Below are 16,316 nucleotides of genomic sequence, written 5' to 3' on the forward strand. Positions count from 1 at the left end.
GTCGGTGTAGAAGATTAACTTCGACACCGAGGCGGCCATGACTGATTCGACGAACTCTTTGGATACGGAGCCCGTTCCGGCACCCGATGGCGACGGGACGGCGCTCGCGCAACCCCATAGCCCGGCAAAGATTCCGGCGCGGCGGCGAAAGGCCGACGCGGACGCTGCGATAGTGACGCCCGTCACGCTGGACTTGAGCAATCGGGTGATCGAGCACTTCCAGTCAGTCGGCGACGACTGGCGGGCGTCGATCAACGAATCGCTCAATCTGGTCGTCAATCGCCACGTCTCGCGCGAGGCCAAGAAGCGGGCCCGCCTGCGGGCGCGCAGCGCGGTCAAGCGCCGGCCGCCGCTCGCTCCCGCCTGATCGGTTCACGTGAAACAACAGCCGCCGAAGCAATTCGCGCGGCTCTTGTTTCGGCGGAGGGGTTCGCAGTTCTCCTGCCTTCGAGGAGAGGCGAGAAGCGTGCTCCCGGCGTCAGGCGGCTCAGGGGCCGCCGCCGAGATACAGAACCCGCGTCAACAAGGTGTAGTTCGCCTCCGACGCCATGATGGCGACGAAGACCAGCACCAGCAGCGGCGGCAGCAGGATGGCGTAGATCAGCGTCAGCCGCTCCCAGGCGATATGCATGAAGATGGCGACGATCAGCCCCGCCTTCAGCAGCATGAACAGCACAATCAGCGTCCAGCGCAGCCAACCCTGCAGGCCGATATAATCGACCATGTAGGAGCAGGCGCTGAGGACGAACAGCCAGCCCCAGACGGCAAAATAGAGCCGAACCGGATGGTGCTGGTGCGCCTCGTCGGCAACCGGCGCGTCGCTGCTGACGTTTGGATTGGCGTGCGGGTCGGCGTGAACGGTCGTCGCGGACATGCGAACCTCCTACCAAAGGTAGAAAAAGGCGAAGATGAAAACCCAGACCAGATCGACGAAGTGCCAGTAGAGGCCCATGATCTCGACGGCCTCGTAGCGCCCCTTGCGGCTGGTGAAGAAGCCACGCCGGCCGGTGTCGAAATCGCCGCGCAGCACCTTTCGCGCCATCAGGATCAGGAACAGCACGCCGAAGCTGACATGCATGCCGTGGAAGCCGGTGATCATGAAGAAGGTCGAGCCGAACTGCGGCGCCCCCCACGGATTGCTCCACGGCCGCACGCCCTCATGGATCAGCTTCGTCCATTCGAACGCCTGCATGCCGACGAAGCAGGCCCCGAAGAGCGCCGTCAGCAGCATCAGCGCGCCAGCCTTCCGGCGATCGCGCAAATAGCCATAGTGGACGGCCAGCGCCATGGTGCCGCTGCTGGAAATCAGCACGAAGGTCATGATGGCGATCAGGATCAGCGGCACAGACTGACCACCGATCGTCAGCGCGAACACCTCGCTCGGATTAGGCCAGGGAACCGTCGTTGACATCCGCGCCGTCATATAGGCAACGAGGAAGCAGCCGAAGACGAAGGTGTCGGAGAGCAGGAAGACCCACATCATGGCCTTCCCCCACGAGACACCCTTGAAGGATGTCTGGTCGGAGGCCCAGTCGCTGACGAAACCGCGCCAGCCGCTCGCCGGGGCGATCCGTTGACCGGCCGGCGGCGAGGGAGGGAGATCCACCACATGATCGGTCATGCGTTCCTCCTGGAGCGTTTTCGAGCGAAGTGGGCACCGGTTCGCGTGAAGAAAACGCGATCAAACAAAGAGTTAGAGCCGTTCAGCGTTTCTGAACGGCTCTAGGTCAGCAACTGACGGCAGATGGCGACAAAGTCGCCGACCCAGTTGGTCAGCAGCCCCAGCAGAACCAGCCAGATCAGCAGCAGCGCATGCCAGTAGATGGCGCAGAGATCGACACCGAGCCGAAGCCTGGCAACGCCGGCGCCCTGTTCCATCCGCCAGGTGACGCGGCCGAGCCCCGCGAGGCCGCCCAGCACATGCACGCCGTGCAGCGCGGTGATCAGATAGAAAAAGGCGTTGGCGGGATTGGAGGCGAGGTAATAGCCCTCGGCGTTCAATTGCCGCCATGCGATCAACTGGCCGACGAGGAACAGCATCGCCGTCGCGCCGCCCGCCAGTACGCCGGCCCGCACTCCGGCCATGTCGCCACGCCGGGCGGCGAGCCGCGCCGTTTCAAGCGCCAGGCTGCTCAACGCCAGCACGCCGGTATTGACCCAGAGGATGCCGGGCGTCCGCACGGCCTGCCAGTCGCCCAGGCTGGCGCGCATCAGGTAGGCGCTGACCGTGAGGGCGAACAGCGAGCCGATGACGGCGAGAAAGACGCCGAGCGCGACCTTGGCGACGCGTGCCGCCGAGGGATCGGTCACCGGATAGCCCCCGGCGACTCCGACCTCGAGCCAGGGCTTGGCCAGGATGCCATGCCGCCAGAGCCATGCGAACACGACGGCGACGATGGCGGCGAGGAAAAGCAGGATGATGCTCATCGTGCGCCCTCCGCAATGGCGTGGCCCGGCACGACCGGATCCGGCCCCGGCTGGTTCTGGGGCAGGAAATCCTCCGCCGCACCCGGCACCGAATAATCATAAGCCCAGCGATAGACGGTCGGCCGCTCGGCGCCCCAATTGCCATGCGCCGGCGGCGTCTCCGGGGTCTGCCATTCCAGCGTCGTCGCCCGCCACGGATTGCCGCCGGCCTCGCGGCCATGCCGTAAACTCCAGGCGAGATTGAACAGGAACAGCATCTGCGCCGCGCCGACGACCAGCGCGGTGATGGTGATGAAGACGTTCAGCGTGGCGGCCGAGGGCGGCACGAAAGCCGTCTCACCCATTTCAAAGTAGCGACGCGGTACGCCGAGCAGGCCGAGATAGTGCATCGGGAAGAAGATCAGATAGGCGCCGAGGAAGGTGACCCAGAAATGGATCTTGCCGAGCGTGGTGTCGAGCATCCGGCCGGTGATCTTCGGATACCAGTGATAGATCGCGCCGAATATGACGAGGATCGGCGCGACGCCCATCACCATGTGGAAATGCGCCACCACGAACATCGTGTCGGACAGCGGCACGTCGACGACGACATTGCCGAGGAAAAGCCCGGTCAACCCGCCATTCAGGAAGGTGACGATGAAGCCGAGCGCGAACAGCATCGGCAGGGTGAAATGGATGTCGCCGCGCCACAGCGTCAGCACCCAGTTATAGACCTTGAGCGCGGTCGGGATGGCGATGATCAGCGTCGTCGTGGCGAAGAAGAAGCCAAAACCCGGATTCATGCCGCTCACATACATGTGGTGGGCCCACACGACGAAGGAGAGCGCGCCGATGCCGACGATCGCCCAGACCATCATCCGGTAGCCGAAGATGTTCTTGCGCGCATGCGTGCTGATCAGGTCGGAGACGATGCCGAAGGCCGGCAGCGCAACGATGTAAACCTCGGGATGGCCGAAGAACCAGAACAGGTGCTGGAACAGGATCGGGCTGCCGCCGCCATAGGCTGTCTGCTCGCCCATTTCGACGATCGCCGGCATGAAGAAGCTGGTGCCGAGCAGGCGGTCGAACAGCATCATCACGGCACCGACAAACAGCGCCGGAAAGGCGAGCAGCGCCATCACCGTGGCGGTGAAGATGCCCCAGATCGTCAGCGGCATCCGCATCAGGGTCATGCCGCGCGTCCGTCCCTGCAGGACGGTGACGACATAGTTGAGCCCGCCCATGGTGAAGCCGATGATGAACAGCATCAGCGACACGAGCATCACGATGATGCCCCATTGGTGGCCCGGCGTATTGCCGAGGATCGCCTGCGGCGGATAGAGCGTCCACCCGGCCCCGGTCGGACCGCCGGGGACGAAAAACCCGGCCGCCAGCACCAGGACGGCGAGCAGATAGATCCAGTAGCTCAACATGTTCAGATACGGGAACATCATGTCCCGCGCGCCCAGCATCAGCGGGATCAGGTAGTTGCCGAAGCCGCCGAGGAACAGCGCCGTCAGCAGGTACACCACCATGATCATGCCGTGCATGGTGATGAACTGGTAATAGTGGTCGGCGTCGATGAAGGGCAGCAGGCCCGGAAAAGCGAGTTGCATCCGCATCAGCCAGGACAAGACCAGCGCCACCAGCCCGATCGCCATCGCCGTCAGCCCGTACTGGATGGCGATGACCTTGGCATCCTGCGAGAAGACGTATTTCGTCACCCAGCTTTTCGGATGATAGAGGTCCAGTTCGCCGATCTCGAACCCCGGCGCGACGCCGGTCGACGCCCCAGAAGTGGGTCCGCCATGCGTGACATCGACCATGAGCCGTCACCCCGCTGCCTTCCGGGGCGGCCGCATCCCGGCTCCCCGCTCTATCTGTCATTCGCGCCGCCTTCGCAGGCCGGCGCTATTCCGTTGCGCTGGCTTTGGTCGCACCGGTATCGATCGCGCCGGTGGTGGCCGGCGCCTGCATCTGCTCAAAGGTCTGCTGCTGGGCGAGCCAGGCCTGATAATCGGCCTCCGGCTCAACCACCACGGTGCCGCGCATATAAGGGTGGCCGACGCCGCAAAGCTCGGCGCACAGCACCTCGAAGCTGCCGGTGCGGGTCGGTGTCAGCCAATAGTAGGTGACCGAGCCCGGGATCATGTCCATCTTGGCGCGGAACTCCGGCACGAAGAAATCATGCACCGCGTCGACCGAGCGCAGCAGCAGCGCCACCGGCTTGCCGACCGGCAGATGCAGTTCGCCGCCCTGCACGACGACATCATCCCGGCCAGCCGGATCGTCCGGGTCGATGCCGACCGGGTTGGTGTCGGAGATGGCGCGCGTTTCGGAAGCGCCGAGCTTGCCGTCCTTGCCGGGCAGCCGATAGGCCCATTGCCATTGCTGGCCGACCACCTCGACCGCCGTCGCGTCCGCCGGAACCGTTATGTAGCGCGCCCAGACCACCAGGCCCGGCGCCAGCATGGCGGCGACGCCAATGCCGGTTCCGATCGCCAGCCAGCTTTCCAGCCTCCGGTTTTCCGGCTCATAGGCGGCGCGACGGCCGGGCTTGTGCCGGAAGCGCAGCAGGCAATAGGCCATGAACAGCACGACAGCGGCGAAGACGGCGCCGGTGATCCAGAAGGTGATGTTGACGGTGTCGTCGATATAGCCCCAGTTCGAGGCGATGGGCGTAAACCACCACGGGCTCAGAAAGTGGAAGAGCACCGAGCCGAAAACGATAAGAGCCAGAACAATCGCGAGCGGCATCCTCTTCATCCCTGCCATGACGGCGACGGAACGGAATGCATGAATACGAGCGGACACGGAGACGCATCGCCCCCGTTCACCCCTGTTCTATCCGACGATATTAGGCTTCTTCGCGCGCGTTTCCAAGAGATCGCACCTCAAAGATCGCACGCGGAGATTATGGAAATAGAAAAGAACCGCCCGTCGCGATCGCCACGCGCCGGACGACTTGGAAGAAGCGTTACAGTTTCTTTCCGTCCGGCCCGAACTGCTTCAGATAGGCAATGACGTTGTCGATATCGGTCTGGTCCTTCAGGCCGGGAAACGACATCTTTGTGCCGGGGATCTTGGCCTTCGGGTTCTGGATATATTCGCGAAAAATCGTCTCATCCCAGACGATGCCGGAATTCTTGTTGGCAGGAGAATAATTATAGCCGGGAACCGAGCCGGTCTGGCGGCCGAACAGGCCGTTCAGTTCCGGCCCGACGGCATTCTTGGCGGTCTCGCCGACCTGATGGCAGGCGCGACATTTGAGAAATACCTTGGCGCCCTGTGTGGCATCGCCATCGGCCAGGGCGGCGGGAACCAGTGCCAGGCTCAAGATCTGGGCGAGCGAAATTGCAAAGCCCCGTACATGCATCGAAGCCTCCCGAGAGACTGCAAGAGCATCGCGACCGTTCCGGGAGACACAACGACCCGAAACGTCGTGCTCGCCACCACGCTAGCATATTTCCGCTGCGTCACATCAGATTAGAATGACTCTTATCCGATTCCCGATGTGAGGGCGTGTCGCGCCAAGCCAGAGGACGTGTTGCGGAGGCAAGGCACCCTCCTGACGCGAAGGCCCCTTGCCTCCTCCGCGCGAACAGGCTTGTCTTTCGGTCGAGGGTCGCTGTCCCGCCCACCCTCAGCAATCCCGCCGGAGAAGCGAATGATCTACGAATTGCGCATCTATTCCTGCCTGCCTGGCCGCATGGCCGCCCTGCAGAACCGTTTCCAGAACCACACGCTGCGCATCTGGGAGAAGCATGGCATCCGTCAGGCCGGCTTCTGGACCACGCTGATCGGGCCGGCCAACAATGATCTGACCTACCTGATCGCCTGGGACAGCCTGGCGGATCGCGAGACGCGCTGGAACGCCTTCATGAGCGATCCGGAATGGCAGGCCGCCCGCGCCGACAGCGAGAAGGATGGCCTGATCGTCGCCAATGTCGCGAGTTCTTTCCTGCAGCCGACGGCGTTTTCCTCGGTCCGCTAGACCAGCCGGCACCCGCTACCGCCGCAGCGAATATTCCGCCGATGACAAGCCACCGAGGTCCGACAGGCCACGGTGGCTTTCGCCTTGCGCGCCGCCTCGAAGCATTAGCTCCCGCGTGACATTCACGGGCGAATTCGATGTGTCACGATGATTAACATGCAACCTGATCATTGAGCTCTTCGGCAATCCGAACTAAGCAAATCGGGCTGAGATTGCAGTTTTTCGCTGAGGGGAAGATCATGATTCGTCAAAACGGCAAGAATTTCTCGAAACTCTGGCGCACAACGACGCGCATGGCAGCAACGGCAGCTGTCGCGGCATCGCTCATGACGACGCAGACAGCACTGGCCTGCACGAGCTTTCTGGTCCGTACGTCGGACAACAGCGCAGTCTATGCCCGCACGATGGAATTCGCGATTCCGATGCAGTCGAGCGCGCTGGTGATCCCGCGCGGCTACGCCCTCAATTCGACCGGCCCGGACAACAAGCCGGCCATGGCCTGGGCCAGCAAATACGCCGCCGTGGGCATGAATGCGATGGGCGTGACCGGCCTGGTCGACGGCATGAACGAGAAGGGCCTGACCGGCGGTATCCTGTATTTCCCCGGCTTTGCCGGCTATGTCGATCCGGCCAAGGCCGATCCCGCCAAGTCGCTCGCCCCCTGGGACGTTCTGACCTGGGCGCTGACCAATTTCGCCACCGTCGCCGAGGTCAAGGCGGCCCTGTCCGAGATCGCCATCATCGATGTGGTGCAGGTCGATCTGAAGATAGCGCCCCCGGTTCACTACACGCTGCACGATGCGACAGGGGCATCGCTGGTAATCGAGCCGGTCGACGGCACGCTCAAGGTCTATGACAATCCGATCGGCGTGATGACCAATTCGCCTCCCTTCGATTGGCACAGGATCAATCTGAGCAACTACCTCAAGATTTCCCCGTTCAACGCGCCGCCGCTGAAGCTCGAAGGGGAGACGATCCAGCAGCTCGGCCAAGGCTCGGGCCTGCTCGGCATTCCAGGTGACCCGACCCCGCCGTCGCGCTTCATCCGCGCGGTCGGCTATGCAATGTCGGCGGCGGCGGTACCGAGCGGCATCGAGAGCGTCCGCCTCGCCGAACACCTAATCAACAATTTCGACATCCCGAAGGGTTGGGTTCGCGAGGGTACGGACGCGGCCAACGAACAGCTCGAATATACCCAGTGGTCGGCAATCGCCGACATCAAGAACCGGGTCTATTACGTCAAGACCTATGACGATCAGGTTCTGCGCAGCATCGACTTGATGAGCTTCGACCTCGACGCCAAGCAGACGGCAGTCGCGCCGCTGAAGTCCGGCCTCGCCTCGCCGGCGCTGGAATTTGCCAAGCCCTAGGGCTTGTCGGAAGTCTCGAAAAAGCAAACGGCGCGTGCCTTCACGCGCCGTTCTTTTGTTCAGGCAAGGCCACCGCAAGCGCCAGTACTTTGTCTCCCGCCACCAAAACCTCTGGCACAGCCAAGGGAGAAAGTGCTGGGAACCAACGCGCAGGGGCGCTCGGACCTTTTAGTAAAGCCGCAGGAAGGCTGGCAGGAAGCCTTGGTTTTGCACGAACTCAAGCGCTTCCATCAATGGGAAGATGGCGAGAAACAACATGCCGTCCAGGAAGGTTCGCTTCAGCGCATTTGGCGAGAAAACGACATCCGGCGAGTCCTGGTAAAGCGAGAACTTCGGCCAGAACAGCGGCGTCCGCTTGGCGTAGGCCTCGAACTCGCTTCCAAAAAGCGCCGTCAGGTGATCGGCTTCCTTGGTGGCCGTGATCGTGAAAGCAATGTAGCTCAGCAGGCCCAACGCCAGCGCAACGATAGCCGAACCGAAAATCAGGCCGACGCCGACCACGCCGATCGTCGAGAACAGATAGAGAGGGTTGCGCGTGATCGAATAAGGCCCAAGCGTCGTCAACGCGCGGTTCTTGCGCGAGCCGATGTAGAGGATGCTCCACATTCGTCCGGCGACGCATACCAGCACCAGGCAGAAGCCCAGCGATTCCATGTGTTCGTGCACTCTGCCCGTCCAATAGGGACGAGCCAAGAGCAGGAACAGGGCGAACACCAGCGCCCCGACCTGAATAAGGTTGATGCGCAGTCTTTGGTTGAGAGCCTGGAGTCGCACGTCGCCCACCGCCTGAGATTGAATGCAGCCCTGCTCGTCCACCATTGCGACCAATCTATGGCTGGCCGAAGCGTTGGTAGCAGACGCGCCTCGGCCGGCTCCGACGAAATCCTCGAATTGCCGCTGCCAACCGCTCGAAACAGCCGAGACTAGGGCAGAAAAATGCTGGCCCGCATTGTGAAATCCATCGCTTCCAATGCGAGCAAGGCGGATATCGCGGCCCAGATCTTGCCGGGCAGGCCTTTGAGCGATGTGAGCCTCGACGGGGCCGCCTCTCCCTCGGCTCGGCAGGCTTCGAAAGCGACCAGAAGCCGCAGTTTTGACCCACTCGCCGCCGCGTTGTCGAGCATGACAGAATACCACCCGCCCGGCTCGATCGCCATGACGGTCCCGATATTGTCCTGACCCCTGACCTTGGGCCACGCGATTCGATCACCGACCCGGAACCGCGGGTGGATTTCATTGTCGGCAGCCCACTGGGCCTGCACCGCATCCAGCCGCTCGGCCAACATCCGGCTGAATTCATCCAGCGCGGCATAAATGGCGTCGTCGCAGCGCCAGGCCTCATAACGAGCCAAGTCACGGCCCAGTTCGCGACCATCCTTCGTGACGTCGCCATAGGTGGCAATATCATGGGGCGCATCCTGAAGCCTATCGGCCCGGATCATTCCCGCCTCGTACATCCGCACGGCCAGCTTTGTCGCAACCGCCAACCTGTCATCGATCGTCAATGTCGTCGGGCGCGCAATTCCAGTCAGGGTGCCTGGCATCGGTGGCGTCTCTCCATTCGGTTCGGCTGCGAATGGCGCGCCAGTCGCAGGACCACATATGGACCGTCGCCACTCAGTTTAGAAGCCCTCCGATGTGCGAGAAATCAGCAACCCGCGCAGCAGTAACGGAAGCAACAAAAACGGAAATAATCTCCCCTCGATGAGGGCTTGACCCTCCCGGTAGCGGATCGTCGCGCCGAAGTCGCTGAACCGCCTGGAGCATCTCACCGTTTCATCGAAACGGCGCCATGCTCTAACGCTTTGGCTCGCCGCGTTTTCTTCACGCGAACCGCAGCACACGTCGCTCGAGAGCGCTCTAGCCGGCGACGGTCTCTTCCGTCAGGAAATCGGCCATCTCGGCATTGTAGAAGACCTTGGAGCGCGGACCGATCTGGATCGGCTCGAGCATGCTGACGCACGTCCGGTAGTGCGGCGTGTGGCGATGCTCCTCGAGGGCTGCGGCGGACTTGAAGACTTCATAGATCAGGAACTTGTTGCCGTCGTCCGGATCACGCAGGACGTCGAAGCGCAGATTGCCGGGTTCCTGGCGCGTTCCTTCATAGTTGATGCGGAAGGCTTCGATGAAGGTGTCGGCATGGCCCGGCTTGACCGTAATGGTCACCATCTGGATGAGCATATTCACTCCTTTGCAAATTGATTGAGGTCGCGCCGAAAGCGCGACGAAATCGCGAAGTCAGAGACCGGGCGCCTTCCACATCGACGTGGTCACGCCTTCGTCGACGAGTTGGAGTTGCAGCGCATAGGCGCGCGCCCAGCGCTCGCCGGCCTCGTCGTAGATCGCCTTGTGAGCGAGATCCGGCTCGAAATGGCGGTCCCAGCGCACCCAGCTTTCCGCGGTCGACACGAAATCCCGCTGCAGGCCCGCCCCGATCGCGGCGGCGGCGGCGCAACCGAGCGCGGTTGCTTCCTTCACCACCGGCGTCACCACGGGAAGGCCCGTCGCACTCGACAGGATCTGGGCCCAATGGGCCGACTTCGCGGCTCCGGCTGCGAAGACGATCCGTTTCGGCGTCACGCCGGAGAGCTTGAAGATCGCGGCGAGATTGCGCGCCGCGACGATGGCCGCGTTCTCCTGCAGGGCCCGGAAGATCGCCGCCTTGCCGGACTTTTCCGGATCGATCGAGAGGTTCAACAGCGATGGCGCCGCGTGGTACCACTTGCCGTAATGCATCACATCGGAGAACACCGGAATGATACCATAGGCGCCGGGCGGGATATGGGCCGACTGCGCTTCGAGCAGCGAATAAGCATCGCCGCCGCCGGCATTCGCCGCCGCCACTTCCGCCGCGCCAAAGCTGTCGCGGAACCAGCGCATGACGACGCCGACGAAGAAGCTGATCGCTTCCGCCTGGTTGAGTCCGGCGACGACATGCGGATTGATGCGCAGATCCATGGACGGGTCGGTCAGCGTCTGGTCGACATTGACGATCTGCTGCCAGAACGTGCCGCCGAGAACAGCGCAATCGCCCTTGTTGACGACGCCAAGCCCGGCTGTGCCGATCTGGCAGTCGCCGCCGCCGGCAACGACCAGCGTTCCCGCCTTCAGTCCCGTCGCTTCGGCCGCCTCGGCCGTCACGCGGCCGATGACCGTGCCGGACTCGACCGCTTCGGGGAAAATATCGTCGCGCATGTCGGCCCAGCGCATCGCCTGCGGCAGCCAGGTCCGCTCGCGAAGATCGAGCAGTCCGGTGGTGCCGGCATTGGAGGGCTCGCTGACGAGAATGCCCGAGAGCCGGGCCAGAACCCAGTCCGACAGCATGCTGATCCGGTGCATGCGATCATAGACATCGGGCAGGTTGCGCTTCAGCCAAAGCAGGCGCGGCAAGGCGCCGAGCGCGAAGGTCTGGCCGGAATGCGCATAAAGCCTGGCCTCAAGCTCGGGGAAGGCAAGCTTCAACTCGCGGACTTCGCTGTTCGAACGACTGTCGACATTGGCGCAAGCCCAGATTTCCCGCCCCTCGGCGTCATAGACGACCAGCGCCTCGCGCATGCTGGTGGCGCTGACGGCGGCGATGTCGGCGGCCGAAATACCCGCGCTGGCAATCGCCTGTCGGATGGCGCGGGCAAGGTGGGCCCAATTCCCTTCGACATCGAAATCCATCGAGCCGTCGAAGCGCGGATCGGGCTTGTGCCACCACTCGTGCTGTGCCGCGGCAATCTGATTGCCCGCCGCGTCGAAGATGACCGCACGGCCGCTGCCGGTTCCGGCGTCCACCGCCAGAAGATACGTCCCCGCCATAGCCATCTCCCTAGTCCTTCAGGTCCATCAGACCGAGTGCCGTCGTTTCGTCCGTGATCAGGATGCCGACGAACCTGCCCTTGAGCGCGGCGTGGATCGCCGGAACTTTCTCCAGCCCGCCCGCCGCCGCGACGACCTTCTCGGCCCGGGAAAGCGCTGCGAGCTTCACCCCGATGACACGGTCGTGCAGCTGCAGGTCGAGCACCTCGCCCCTGTCATTGAAGAACTGGCAGAGGATGTCGCCGACGGCGCCCTTGCGGCGCAGTGGCTCAACCTCATCCGGCGCCACATAGCCGGAGCGCACCACCGTCGACGTGCCGGAGAGTTCGCCGATGCCGACGAGCTGGTACGAGGCGTTCAGCGCCATATCGAGCAGATTGGCGACAGCGGGCTCCAGCGAAAGATTGCGCGCGACGTCGGGATCGCGGACGACCAGCGGCGCGGGCACGAGATGGACGCTGCTGCCCCAATTGGCGGTGCGCATGCCATCGACATAGGTGCCGACACCGCCGGTCAGGCTGACGAGGCCGATATTGCGTTCATTGGCAAGGTGGCCGAGACGCTGGATGGCGTTGCTGACCGTGGCGCCCCAGCCGACAGCCAGAAGGTCATCCGGCTGCAGCCGCTGCATGAGAAATTGCGCCGCCGCCTGGCCCAACCGGTCACTGGTTTTCTGGCCGGGAAGCTCCGGCACCACATAGGCTTCCAGCAGGCCGTAACGGCTCTTGATCTCGCGCTCCAGCGACAGGCAGCCCTGATACCGAGAATTGATCCGCACCTGGATGATGCCGGATCGCCGGCCACTCTCGAGCAGTCGCGACACCTTGATGCGCGACATGTTCAGCTTCTCGCCGATCTCGTTCTGCGTCAGGCCGTCATTGTAATAGTACCAGGCGATGCGCGTGAGGATTTCCTCGTCGGCATCGCCGTAGCTCCACTCACTGCTTTCCGAGGCCATACGCGGGCATCCCTTGTCGCGATTTGTGATCATATCGATATCGTAAAAACATTTGATACGTCAACACCGTCAGGCCGGCATAATCCGCAGCATGCCGGAAACACCGTGAATTCCTCACAATTCGCTATATTGCGCCGCAATATGATGGAATTGGATTGCGACATCCGTATTTGAGCATATTGACGCCCCTTCGATGATATGATCACTTGAAAGGCATATAAGACATCTGAACAGGTGCCGAATGACTGCGGACTTAGCGGCCGGGAGCGCTGCACAGCTCACCAACATCTGGAAATCCTACGGCCCGGTCCCGGTTCTGAAGGGTGTTTCGCTCGCCTTGCAGCAGGGCGAGGTGCATGCGCTGCTCGGCGGCAACGGCGCCGGCAAGTCGACCCTGATGAAGATCATGTCTGGCCTCGTCTCGGCGAATGCCGGGTCGATCGAGATCAACGGCGTGCCGCTGCCACATGCCTCGCCGGCACTCGCCCAGCAGCTCGGCCTGTACCTGGTTCCCCAGGAAGCGCACATCCTCGGCAACCAGTCGGTTCTGGAAAATATCTGCCTCGGCCTCCGCCCTTCGCCGCGCGCCCTGCGCAAGCGGGTCGAACAGCTCATCGCCGAGCTCGCCGTCACGCTCGACCTCGACGCCCAGGCGGCAACGCTGGAAATCGCCGAGCGCCAGATCGTCGAGATCCTGCGCGGCCTCGTGCGAGAAGCGCGCGTGCTGATCCTGGACGAACCAACCTCCGCCCTGACGCCGTTCGAAGTGCATGCCCTGTTCCAGCGCGTCCGCAAGCTGCAAGCCCAGGGCGTCGGTATCTTCTTCATCTCGCACAAGCTGCGCGAAATCCGCGAGATCTGCGGCACGATCAGCGTGCTTCGCGACGGCGCCGTCGTCCTCAGCGGGCCGCTGGACACGTATAGCGATGCAGAAATCATCGACGCGATGAGCCGCGTGACAACCGGCGCCGCCCCCACCGGCGCCCCGGCGAAGCGCTCCGGCACCGGAGCCGGCCCCGTGCGACTATCCGTTCGAAAACTTAGCGGCGAAGGGTTTCGCGACATCAGCCTGGAGGTCCGGGCGGGCGAAGTGCTCGGACTTGCCGGAGTCGTGGGCGCGGGGCGAACGGAGTTTTCCGAAACGCTGTTCGGCCTCCGTCGCCAGAGCGGTGGCTCGGTCGCGCTGGACGGGGTCGAGCTTGCCAACCGCTCGCCACGCCGCTGCATTGATGCCGGGCTGGTCTACTTGCCGGAAGACCGGCAGCAGAACGGCCTGTTCCTCGACGCCCCGCTCTACTGGAACACCTCGTCCTATCTGATCCACCGACTGCCTTTCCTGCTGCGGCCCGGCCACGAGCGCAGCCTGTTCGACAAGTTCCGCCAGAGCATGGGCATCAAGTGCACGGGACCGGGGCAATCGGCCAAGGCGCTCTCCGGCGGCAATCAGCAGAAAGTGCTGATGTCGAAATGCCTTTCGGCCGCGCCCAAGGTGCTCGTCCTCGACGAGCCGACGCGCGGCGTCGACGTGGCGGCCCGCAACGACATCTACGCGCTCATCCGCAAGCTGGCGGCCGACGGCGTCGCCGTCATCCTGATCTCGTCCGATTTCGACGAGATCGAGTTGCTGGCCGACCGGGTCGTCGTCATGGCCTTCGGCCAACTGGGCGGCGAACTCACAGAGAACATCAGCGTCGACGCGATCGCCCGCCTGGCCTTCGGCGCGGGGGAGCAGGCCCATGCTTAACATTGTCGCGCGCAACCGCGTCCTCATGCTGCTGGCCGTCATGGCGGCGGCTTGCCTGGCCCTCGGCTTCGCGGCGCCCGGCTATCTGTCGGCCGCCACAGCCTCGGTCATCCTGTCGAACAGCCTCGTCCTGCTGCTGATCTCGCTCGGCACCATGCTGGTGATCCTGACCCGGAACATCGACGTTTCCAGCGGCTCGATCCTTGGCCTCAGCGCCGCCACGCTCGGCATGTCGCTCAATGCCGGCGTCAGCCTGCCCCTGGCGATCGCGCTCTGCGTTCTGACCGGCATGGCGGCGGGTGCGCTGAACGGATTGCTGGTCGCCTATCTCCGCATCCCCTCGATCGTCGCAACGCTGGGCACGCTCGGCCTCTATCGCGGCATCATGCTGATCCAGACCGGTGGCCGATGGATCGAGGACCTGCCGCAAAACCTGAAGGCGCTGGCAGGCGGCATCGGCTTCGGCATTTCGATCCTGACGGTCACGGTGCTCGGACTCTTCATTCTCGCCTGGATCTTCCTGCGCAGGACGCGGTTCGGACGCTATTTCTATGCCGTGGGCGACAACCGCGACGCCGCGCATCATCTTGGCGTGCCGGTCCGCCGCGTGCAGTTCACCGCCTTTGTCGCCTCGGGTGCCTGCGCCGCCATCGCCGGCCTGATCTTCGCAGCCCAAATCGGCTTCATTCCCAACCAGGCCGGCAATGGCGTCGAGCTGAAGGCGATCGCCGTCAACGTGCTGGGCGGCGTCAGCCTGCTCGGCGGCAGCGGCTCGGTGGCCGGCGTCTTCACCGCCGCGATCTTCCTGACCTCGATCGACAGCGCGCTGGTGTTCCTGAAGATCCCGGCGTTCTGGAACGACTTCATCGCCGGCGCGATCCTGCTGATCGTGCTGCTGCTCGACGGACGCATCCGCCTGCTGATCGACCGGCGCATCCGTGCCCGCCGCTATGCCGTCCATGCCCGCACACCGCAAGGCGGAGGGGCGACCGGCAAGATCGCCGACAAAGCCCTGCTGGCGGAGGCAAGCCGATGAAAAACATACTCTTCCGCTGGGAAGCGGCGCTCTTCCTGATGCTCATCGCCGAGCTCGCCGTGTTCGGGTTCATCAACCCGCGCTTCCTCAATGTCGGGAACCTGATCTACGGCACGTCGGATTTCGTCCAGATCGGGCTTGTGGCGCTGCCGCTGACGCTGGTCATCATTGCCGGCGGCATCGACGTGTCCTTCGCCTCGACCATCGGCCTTTGCGCCATCGTATTCGGGGTATCGAACTTCTTCGGCGTGCCGCTGCCACTGGCGATCGGAATGGCGCTCGTCGCCGGCGCGCTGGCCGGGCTCCTCAACGCCACCGTCATCCACCTGTCGAAGATCCAGCCCTTGGTCGTGACGCTCGGCAACCTCTATCTGTTCCAGGGCGCGGCCACCGTGTTGTCCGGCGCCGTCGGCGCAGGCGGCTATGAGGGCATCGGTAACTTCCCCGCCAGCTTCACCAGCTTCGGCTATGCCGAGTTCCTGGGCGTGCCGGCGCCTCTCGCCGTGTTCCTCGGCCTCGCCGCGGTGCTCGTCGTGCTGCTGCATTTCACCCGCTTCGGCCGCGCCGTGTTCCTGATCGGCCAATCGGCGGAGGCGGCGCGCTATTCCGGCCTTTCGGTCGCGGCGACGCAGACCGTGACCTACGTGATCACCGGTGTCTGCGCCGCGATCGCCGGCCTCGTCATGTCCGCCTATTTCGGCTCGGCGCGGGTCGATCTCGGCGCAGCGACCCTCCTGCCGGCCGTCACCGCGGCCGTGCTCGGCGGCGCGTCGATCTATGGCGGCCAGGGCTCGATCCTCGGCACGCTGCTCGCAACATTCGTCATCGGCTACCTGCAGCAGGGACTGCAGGCAAGCGGTGTTCCAAGCCAGATATCCAGCGCGCTTTCGGGAGGTTTGCTGGTTGCTGCGGTCGCGTTGCGCCACGGGAGTGCGCTGCTGGCCGATTTCATCGCTGTCGCCCGGCAGAAACGAAACAATCGGGCATCAGCATTTTGAGGAGGA

At 63.6% G+C, this 16,316-nt stretch carries 17 protein-coding genes; 6 read left to right on the forward strand and 11 right to left on the reverse strand.

The window, feature by feature from the left end:
• Positions 1-37: 37 nt before the first annotated feature.
• Positions 38-367, forward strand: coding sequence for a BrnA antitoxin family protein (locus OSH12_RS23575; RefSeq protein ID WP_266346085.1), 330 nt, complete (start codon positions 38-40; stop codon positions 365-367).
• Between the two features lie 120 nt (positions 368-487).
• Here OSH12_RS23575 and OSH12_RS23580 read toward each other — a convergent pair whose 3' ends face one another.
• The 6 genes from OSH12_RS23580 to OSH12_RS23605 form a co-directional block, all read right to left on the reverse strand.
• Positions 488-874 carry a cytochrome C oxidase subunit IV family protein gene (locus tag OSH12_RS23580; protein ID WP_266346086.1) on the reverse strand — a complete coding sequence of 129 codons (387 nt, stop codon included), beginning with the start codon at positions 872-874 and terminating at the stop codon, positions 488-490.
• A gap of 9 nt (positions 875-883) precedes the next feature.
• Positions 884-1,621 carry a heme-copper oxidase subunit III family protein gene (locus OSH12_RS23585; protein WP_266346087.1) on the reverse strand — a complete coding sequence of 246 codons (738 nt, stop codon included), beginning with the start codon at positions 1,619-1,621 and terminating at the stop codon, positions 884-886.
• A 101-nt stretch (positions 1,622-1,722) separates the two neighbouring features.
• Complete coding sequence (locus tag OSH12_RS23590; RefSeq protein WP_266346088.1) at positions 1,723-2,427, reverse strand: cytochrome c oxidase subunit 3; 705 nt, start codon at positions 2,425-2,427, stop codon at positions 1,723-1,725.
• The gene (locus OSH12_RS23595; RefSeq protein ID WP_266346089.1) at positions 2,424-4,232 is read right to left on the reverse strand and encodes a cbb3-type cytochrome c oxidase subunit I; all 1,809 of its coding nucleotides are present in this window, start codon (positions 4,230-4,232) and stop codon (positions 2,424-2,426) included. Before OSH12_RS23595 ends, OSH12_RS23590 begins: the two co-directional genes overlap by 4 nt.
• 85 nt (positions 4,233-4,317) lie before the next feature.
• Positions 4,318-5,163: a cytochrome c oxidase subunit II gene (locus tag OSH12_RS23600; protein ID WP_266346090.1), complete on the reverse strand. Its 846-nt coding sequence runs from the start codon at positions 5,161-5,163 to the stop codon at positions 4,318-4,320.
• A 220-nt stretch (positions 5,164-5,383) separates the two neighbouring features.
• Positions 5,384-5,782, reverse strand: coding sequence for a c-type cytochrome (locus OSH12_RS23605; RefSeq protein ID WP_266346091.1), 399 nt, complete (start codon positions 5,780-5,782; stop codon positions 5,384-5,386).
• A gap of 291 nt (positions 5,783-6,073) precedes the next feature.
• Here OSH12_RS23605 and OSH12_RS23610 point away from each other — a divergent pair, with 291 nt between their 5' ends.
• Both OSH12_RS23610 and OSH12_RS23615 read left to right on the forward strand, forming a co-directional pair.
• The gene (locus OSH12_RS23610; RefSeq protein WP_266346092.1) at positions 6,074-6,400 is read left to right on the forward strand and encodes an NIPSNAP family protein; all 327 of its coding nucleotides are present in this window, start codon (positions 6,074-6,076) and stop codon (positions 6,398-6,400) included.
• 239 nt (positions 6,401-6,639) lie between these two features.
• Positions 6,640-7,770 (forward strand): choloylglycine hydrolase family protein, encoded by a 1,131-nt coding sequence (locus OSH12_RS23615; RefSeq protein WP_266346093.1) that lies wholly within the window; start codon positions 6,640-6,642, stop codon positions 7,768-7,770.
• A 168-nt stretch (positions 7,771-7,938) separates the two neighbouring features.
• Here the strand turns inward: OSH12_RS23615 and OSH12_RS23620 are convergent, their stop codons facing one another.
• From OSH12_RS23620 to OSH12_RS23640, 5 genes are all read right to left on the reverse strand, one after another.
• A complete protein-coding gene (locus OSH12_RS23620; RefSeq protein WP_266346094.1) occupies positions 7,939-8,589 on the reverse strand; it encodes a methyltransferase family protein in 651 nt (216 codons plus the stop codon).
• 104 nt (positions 8,590-8,693) lie between these two features.
• Positions 8,694-9,314: a hypothetical protein gene (locus OSH12_RS23625; RefSeq protein ID WP_266346095.1), complete on the reverse strand. Its 621-nt coding sequence runs from the start codon at positions 9,312-9,314 to the stop codon at positions 8,694-8,696.
• A 316-nt stretch (positions 9,315-9,630) separates the two neighbouring features.
• Entirely contained in the window at positions 9,631-9,951 is a 321-nt protein-coding gene (locus OSH12_RS23630) for an antibiotic biosynthesis monooxygenase (protein ID WP_266346096.1), read from the reverse strand.
• A 57-nt stretch (positions 9,952-10,008) separates the two neighbouring features.
• Positions 10,009-11,574, reverse strand: coding sequence for an autoinducer-2 kinase (gene lsrK / locus OSH12_RS23635; protein ID WP_266346097.1), 1,566 nt, complete (start codon positions 11,572-11,574; stop codon positions 10,009-10,011).
• A gap of 10 nt (positions 11,575-11,584) precedes the next feature.
• Positions 11,585-12,532 (reverse strand): sugar-binding transcriptional regulator, encoded by a 948-nt coding sequence (locus OSH12_RS23640; RefSeq protein WP_266346098.1) that lies wholly within the window; start codon positions 12,530-12,532, stop codon positions 11,585-11,587.
• Between the two features lie 241 nt (positions 12,533-12,773).
• Here OSH12_RS23640 and lsrA point away from each other — a divergent pair, with 241 nt between their 5' ends.
• The 3 genes from lsrA to OSH12_RS23655 are packed head-to-tail and all read left to right on the forward strand — an operon-like array spanning position 12,774 to position 16,310.
• Positions 12,774-14,276, forward strand: a complete 1,503-nt coding sequence (lsrA, locus tag OSH12_RS23645; RefSeq protein WP_266346099.1) for an autoinducer 2 ABC transporter ATP-binding protein LsrA — start codon at positions 12,774-12,776, stop codon at positions 14,274-14,276.
• Complete coding sequence (locus OSH12_RS23650) at positions 14,269-15,312, forward strand: ABC transporter permease subunit (RefSeq protein ID WP_266346100.1); 1,044 nt, start codon at positions 14,269-14,271, stop codon at positions 15,310-15,312. Before lsrA ends, OSH12_RS23650 begins: the two co-directional genes overlap by 8 nt.
• Entirely contained in the window at positions 15,309-16,310 is a 1,002-nt protein-coding gene (locus OSH12_RS23655) for an ABC transporter permease subunit (protein WP_266346101.1), read from the forward strand. Before OSH12_RS23650 ends, OSH12_RS23655 begins: the two co-directional genes overlap by 4 nt.
• Positions 16,311-16,316: the final 6 nt, after the last annotated feature.

Source organism: Kaistia terrae (assembly GCF_026344005.1).
Taxonomy (GTDB): domain Bacteria; phylum Pseudomonadota; class Alphaproteobacteria; order Rhizobiales; family Kaistiaceae; genus Kaistia; species Kaistia terrae.

Bases quoted from the DNA above. Each gene is read 5' to 3' on its own strand.
- OSH12_RS23575 (WP_266346085.1), top strand. From the start codon at position 38: ATGACTGATTCGACGAACTCTTTGGATACGGAGCCCGTTCCGGCACCC.
- OSH12_RS23580 (WP_266346086.1), bottom strand. From the start codon at position 874: ATGTCCGCGACGACCGTTCACGCCGACCCGCACGCCAATCCAAACGTC.
- OSH12_RS23585 (WP_266346087.1), bottom strand. From the start codon at position 1,621: ATGACCGATCATGTGGTGGATCTCCCTCCCTCGCCGCCGGCCGGTCAA.
- OSH12_RS23590 (WP_266346088.1), bottom strand. From the start codon at position 2,427: ATGAGCATCATCCTGCTTTTCCTCGCCGCCATCGTCGCCGTCGTGTTC.
- OSH12_RS23595 (WP_266346089.1), bottom strand. From the start codon at position 4,232: ATGGTCGATGTCACGCATGGCGGACCCACTTCTGGGGCGTCGACCGGC.
- OSH12_RS23600 (WP_266346090.1), bottom strand. From the start codon at position 5,163: ATGCCGCTCGCGATTGTTCTGGCTCTTATCGTTTTCGGCTCGGTGCTC.
- OSH12_RS23605 (WP_266346091.1), bottom strand. From the start codon at position 5,782: ATGCATGTACGGGGCTTTGCAATTTCGCTCGCCCAGATCTTGAGCCTG.
- OSH12_RS23610 (WP_266346092.1), top strand. From the start codon at position 6,074: ATGATCTACGAATTGCGCATCTATTCCTGCCTGCCTGGCCGCATGGCC.
- OSH12_RS23615 (WP_266346093.1), top strand. From the start codon at position 6,640: ATGATTCGTCAAAACGGCAAGAATTTCTCGAAACTCTGGCGCACAACG.
- OSH12_RS23620 (WP_266346094.1), bottom strand. From the start codon at position 8,589: ATGGTGGACGAGCAGGGCTGCATTCAATCTCAGGCGGTGGGCGACGTG.
- OSH12_RS23625 (WP_266346095.1), bottom strand. From the start codon at position 9,314: ATGCCAGGCACCCTGACTGGAATTGCGCGCCCGACGACATTGACGATC.
- OSH12_RS23630 (WP_266346096.1), bottom strand. From the start codon at position 9,951: ATGCTCATCCAGATGGTGACCATTACGGTCAAGCCGGGCCATGCCGAC.
- lsrK (WP_266346097.1), bottom strand. From the start codon at position 11,574: ATGGCGGGGACGTATCTTCTGGCGGTGGACGCCGGAACCGGCAGCGGC.
- OSH12_RS23640 (WP_266346098.1), bottom strand. From the start codon at position 12,532: ATGGCCTCGGAAAGCAGTGAGTGGAGCTACGGCGATGCCGACGAGGAA.
- lsrA (WP_266346099.1), top strand. From the start codon at position 12,774: ATGACTGCGGACTTAGCGGCCGGGAGCGCTGCACAGCTCACCAACATC.
- OSH12_RS23650 (WP_266346100.1), top strand. From the start codon at position 14,269: ATGCTTAACATTGTCGCGCGCAACCGCGTCCTCATGCTGCTGGCCGTC.
- OSH12_RS23655 (WP_266346101.1), top strand. From the start codon at position 15,309: ATGAAAAACATACTCTTCCGCTGGGAAGCGGCGCTCTTCCTGATGCTC.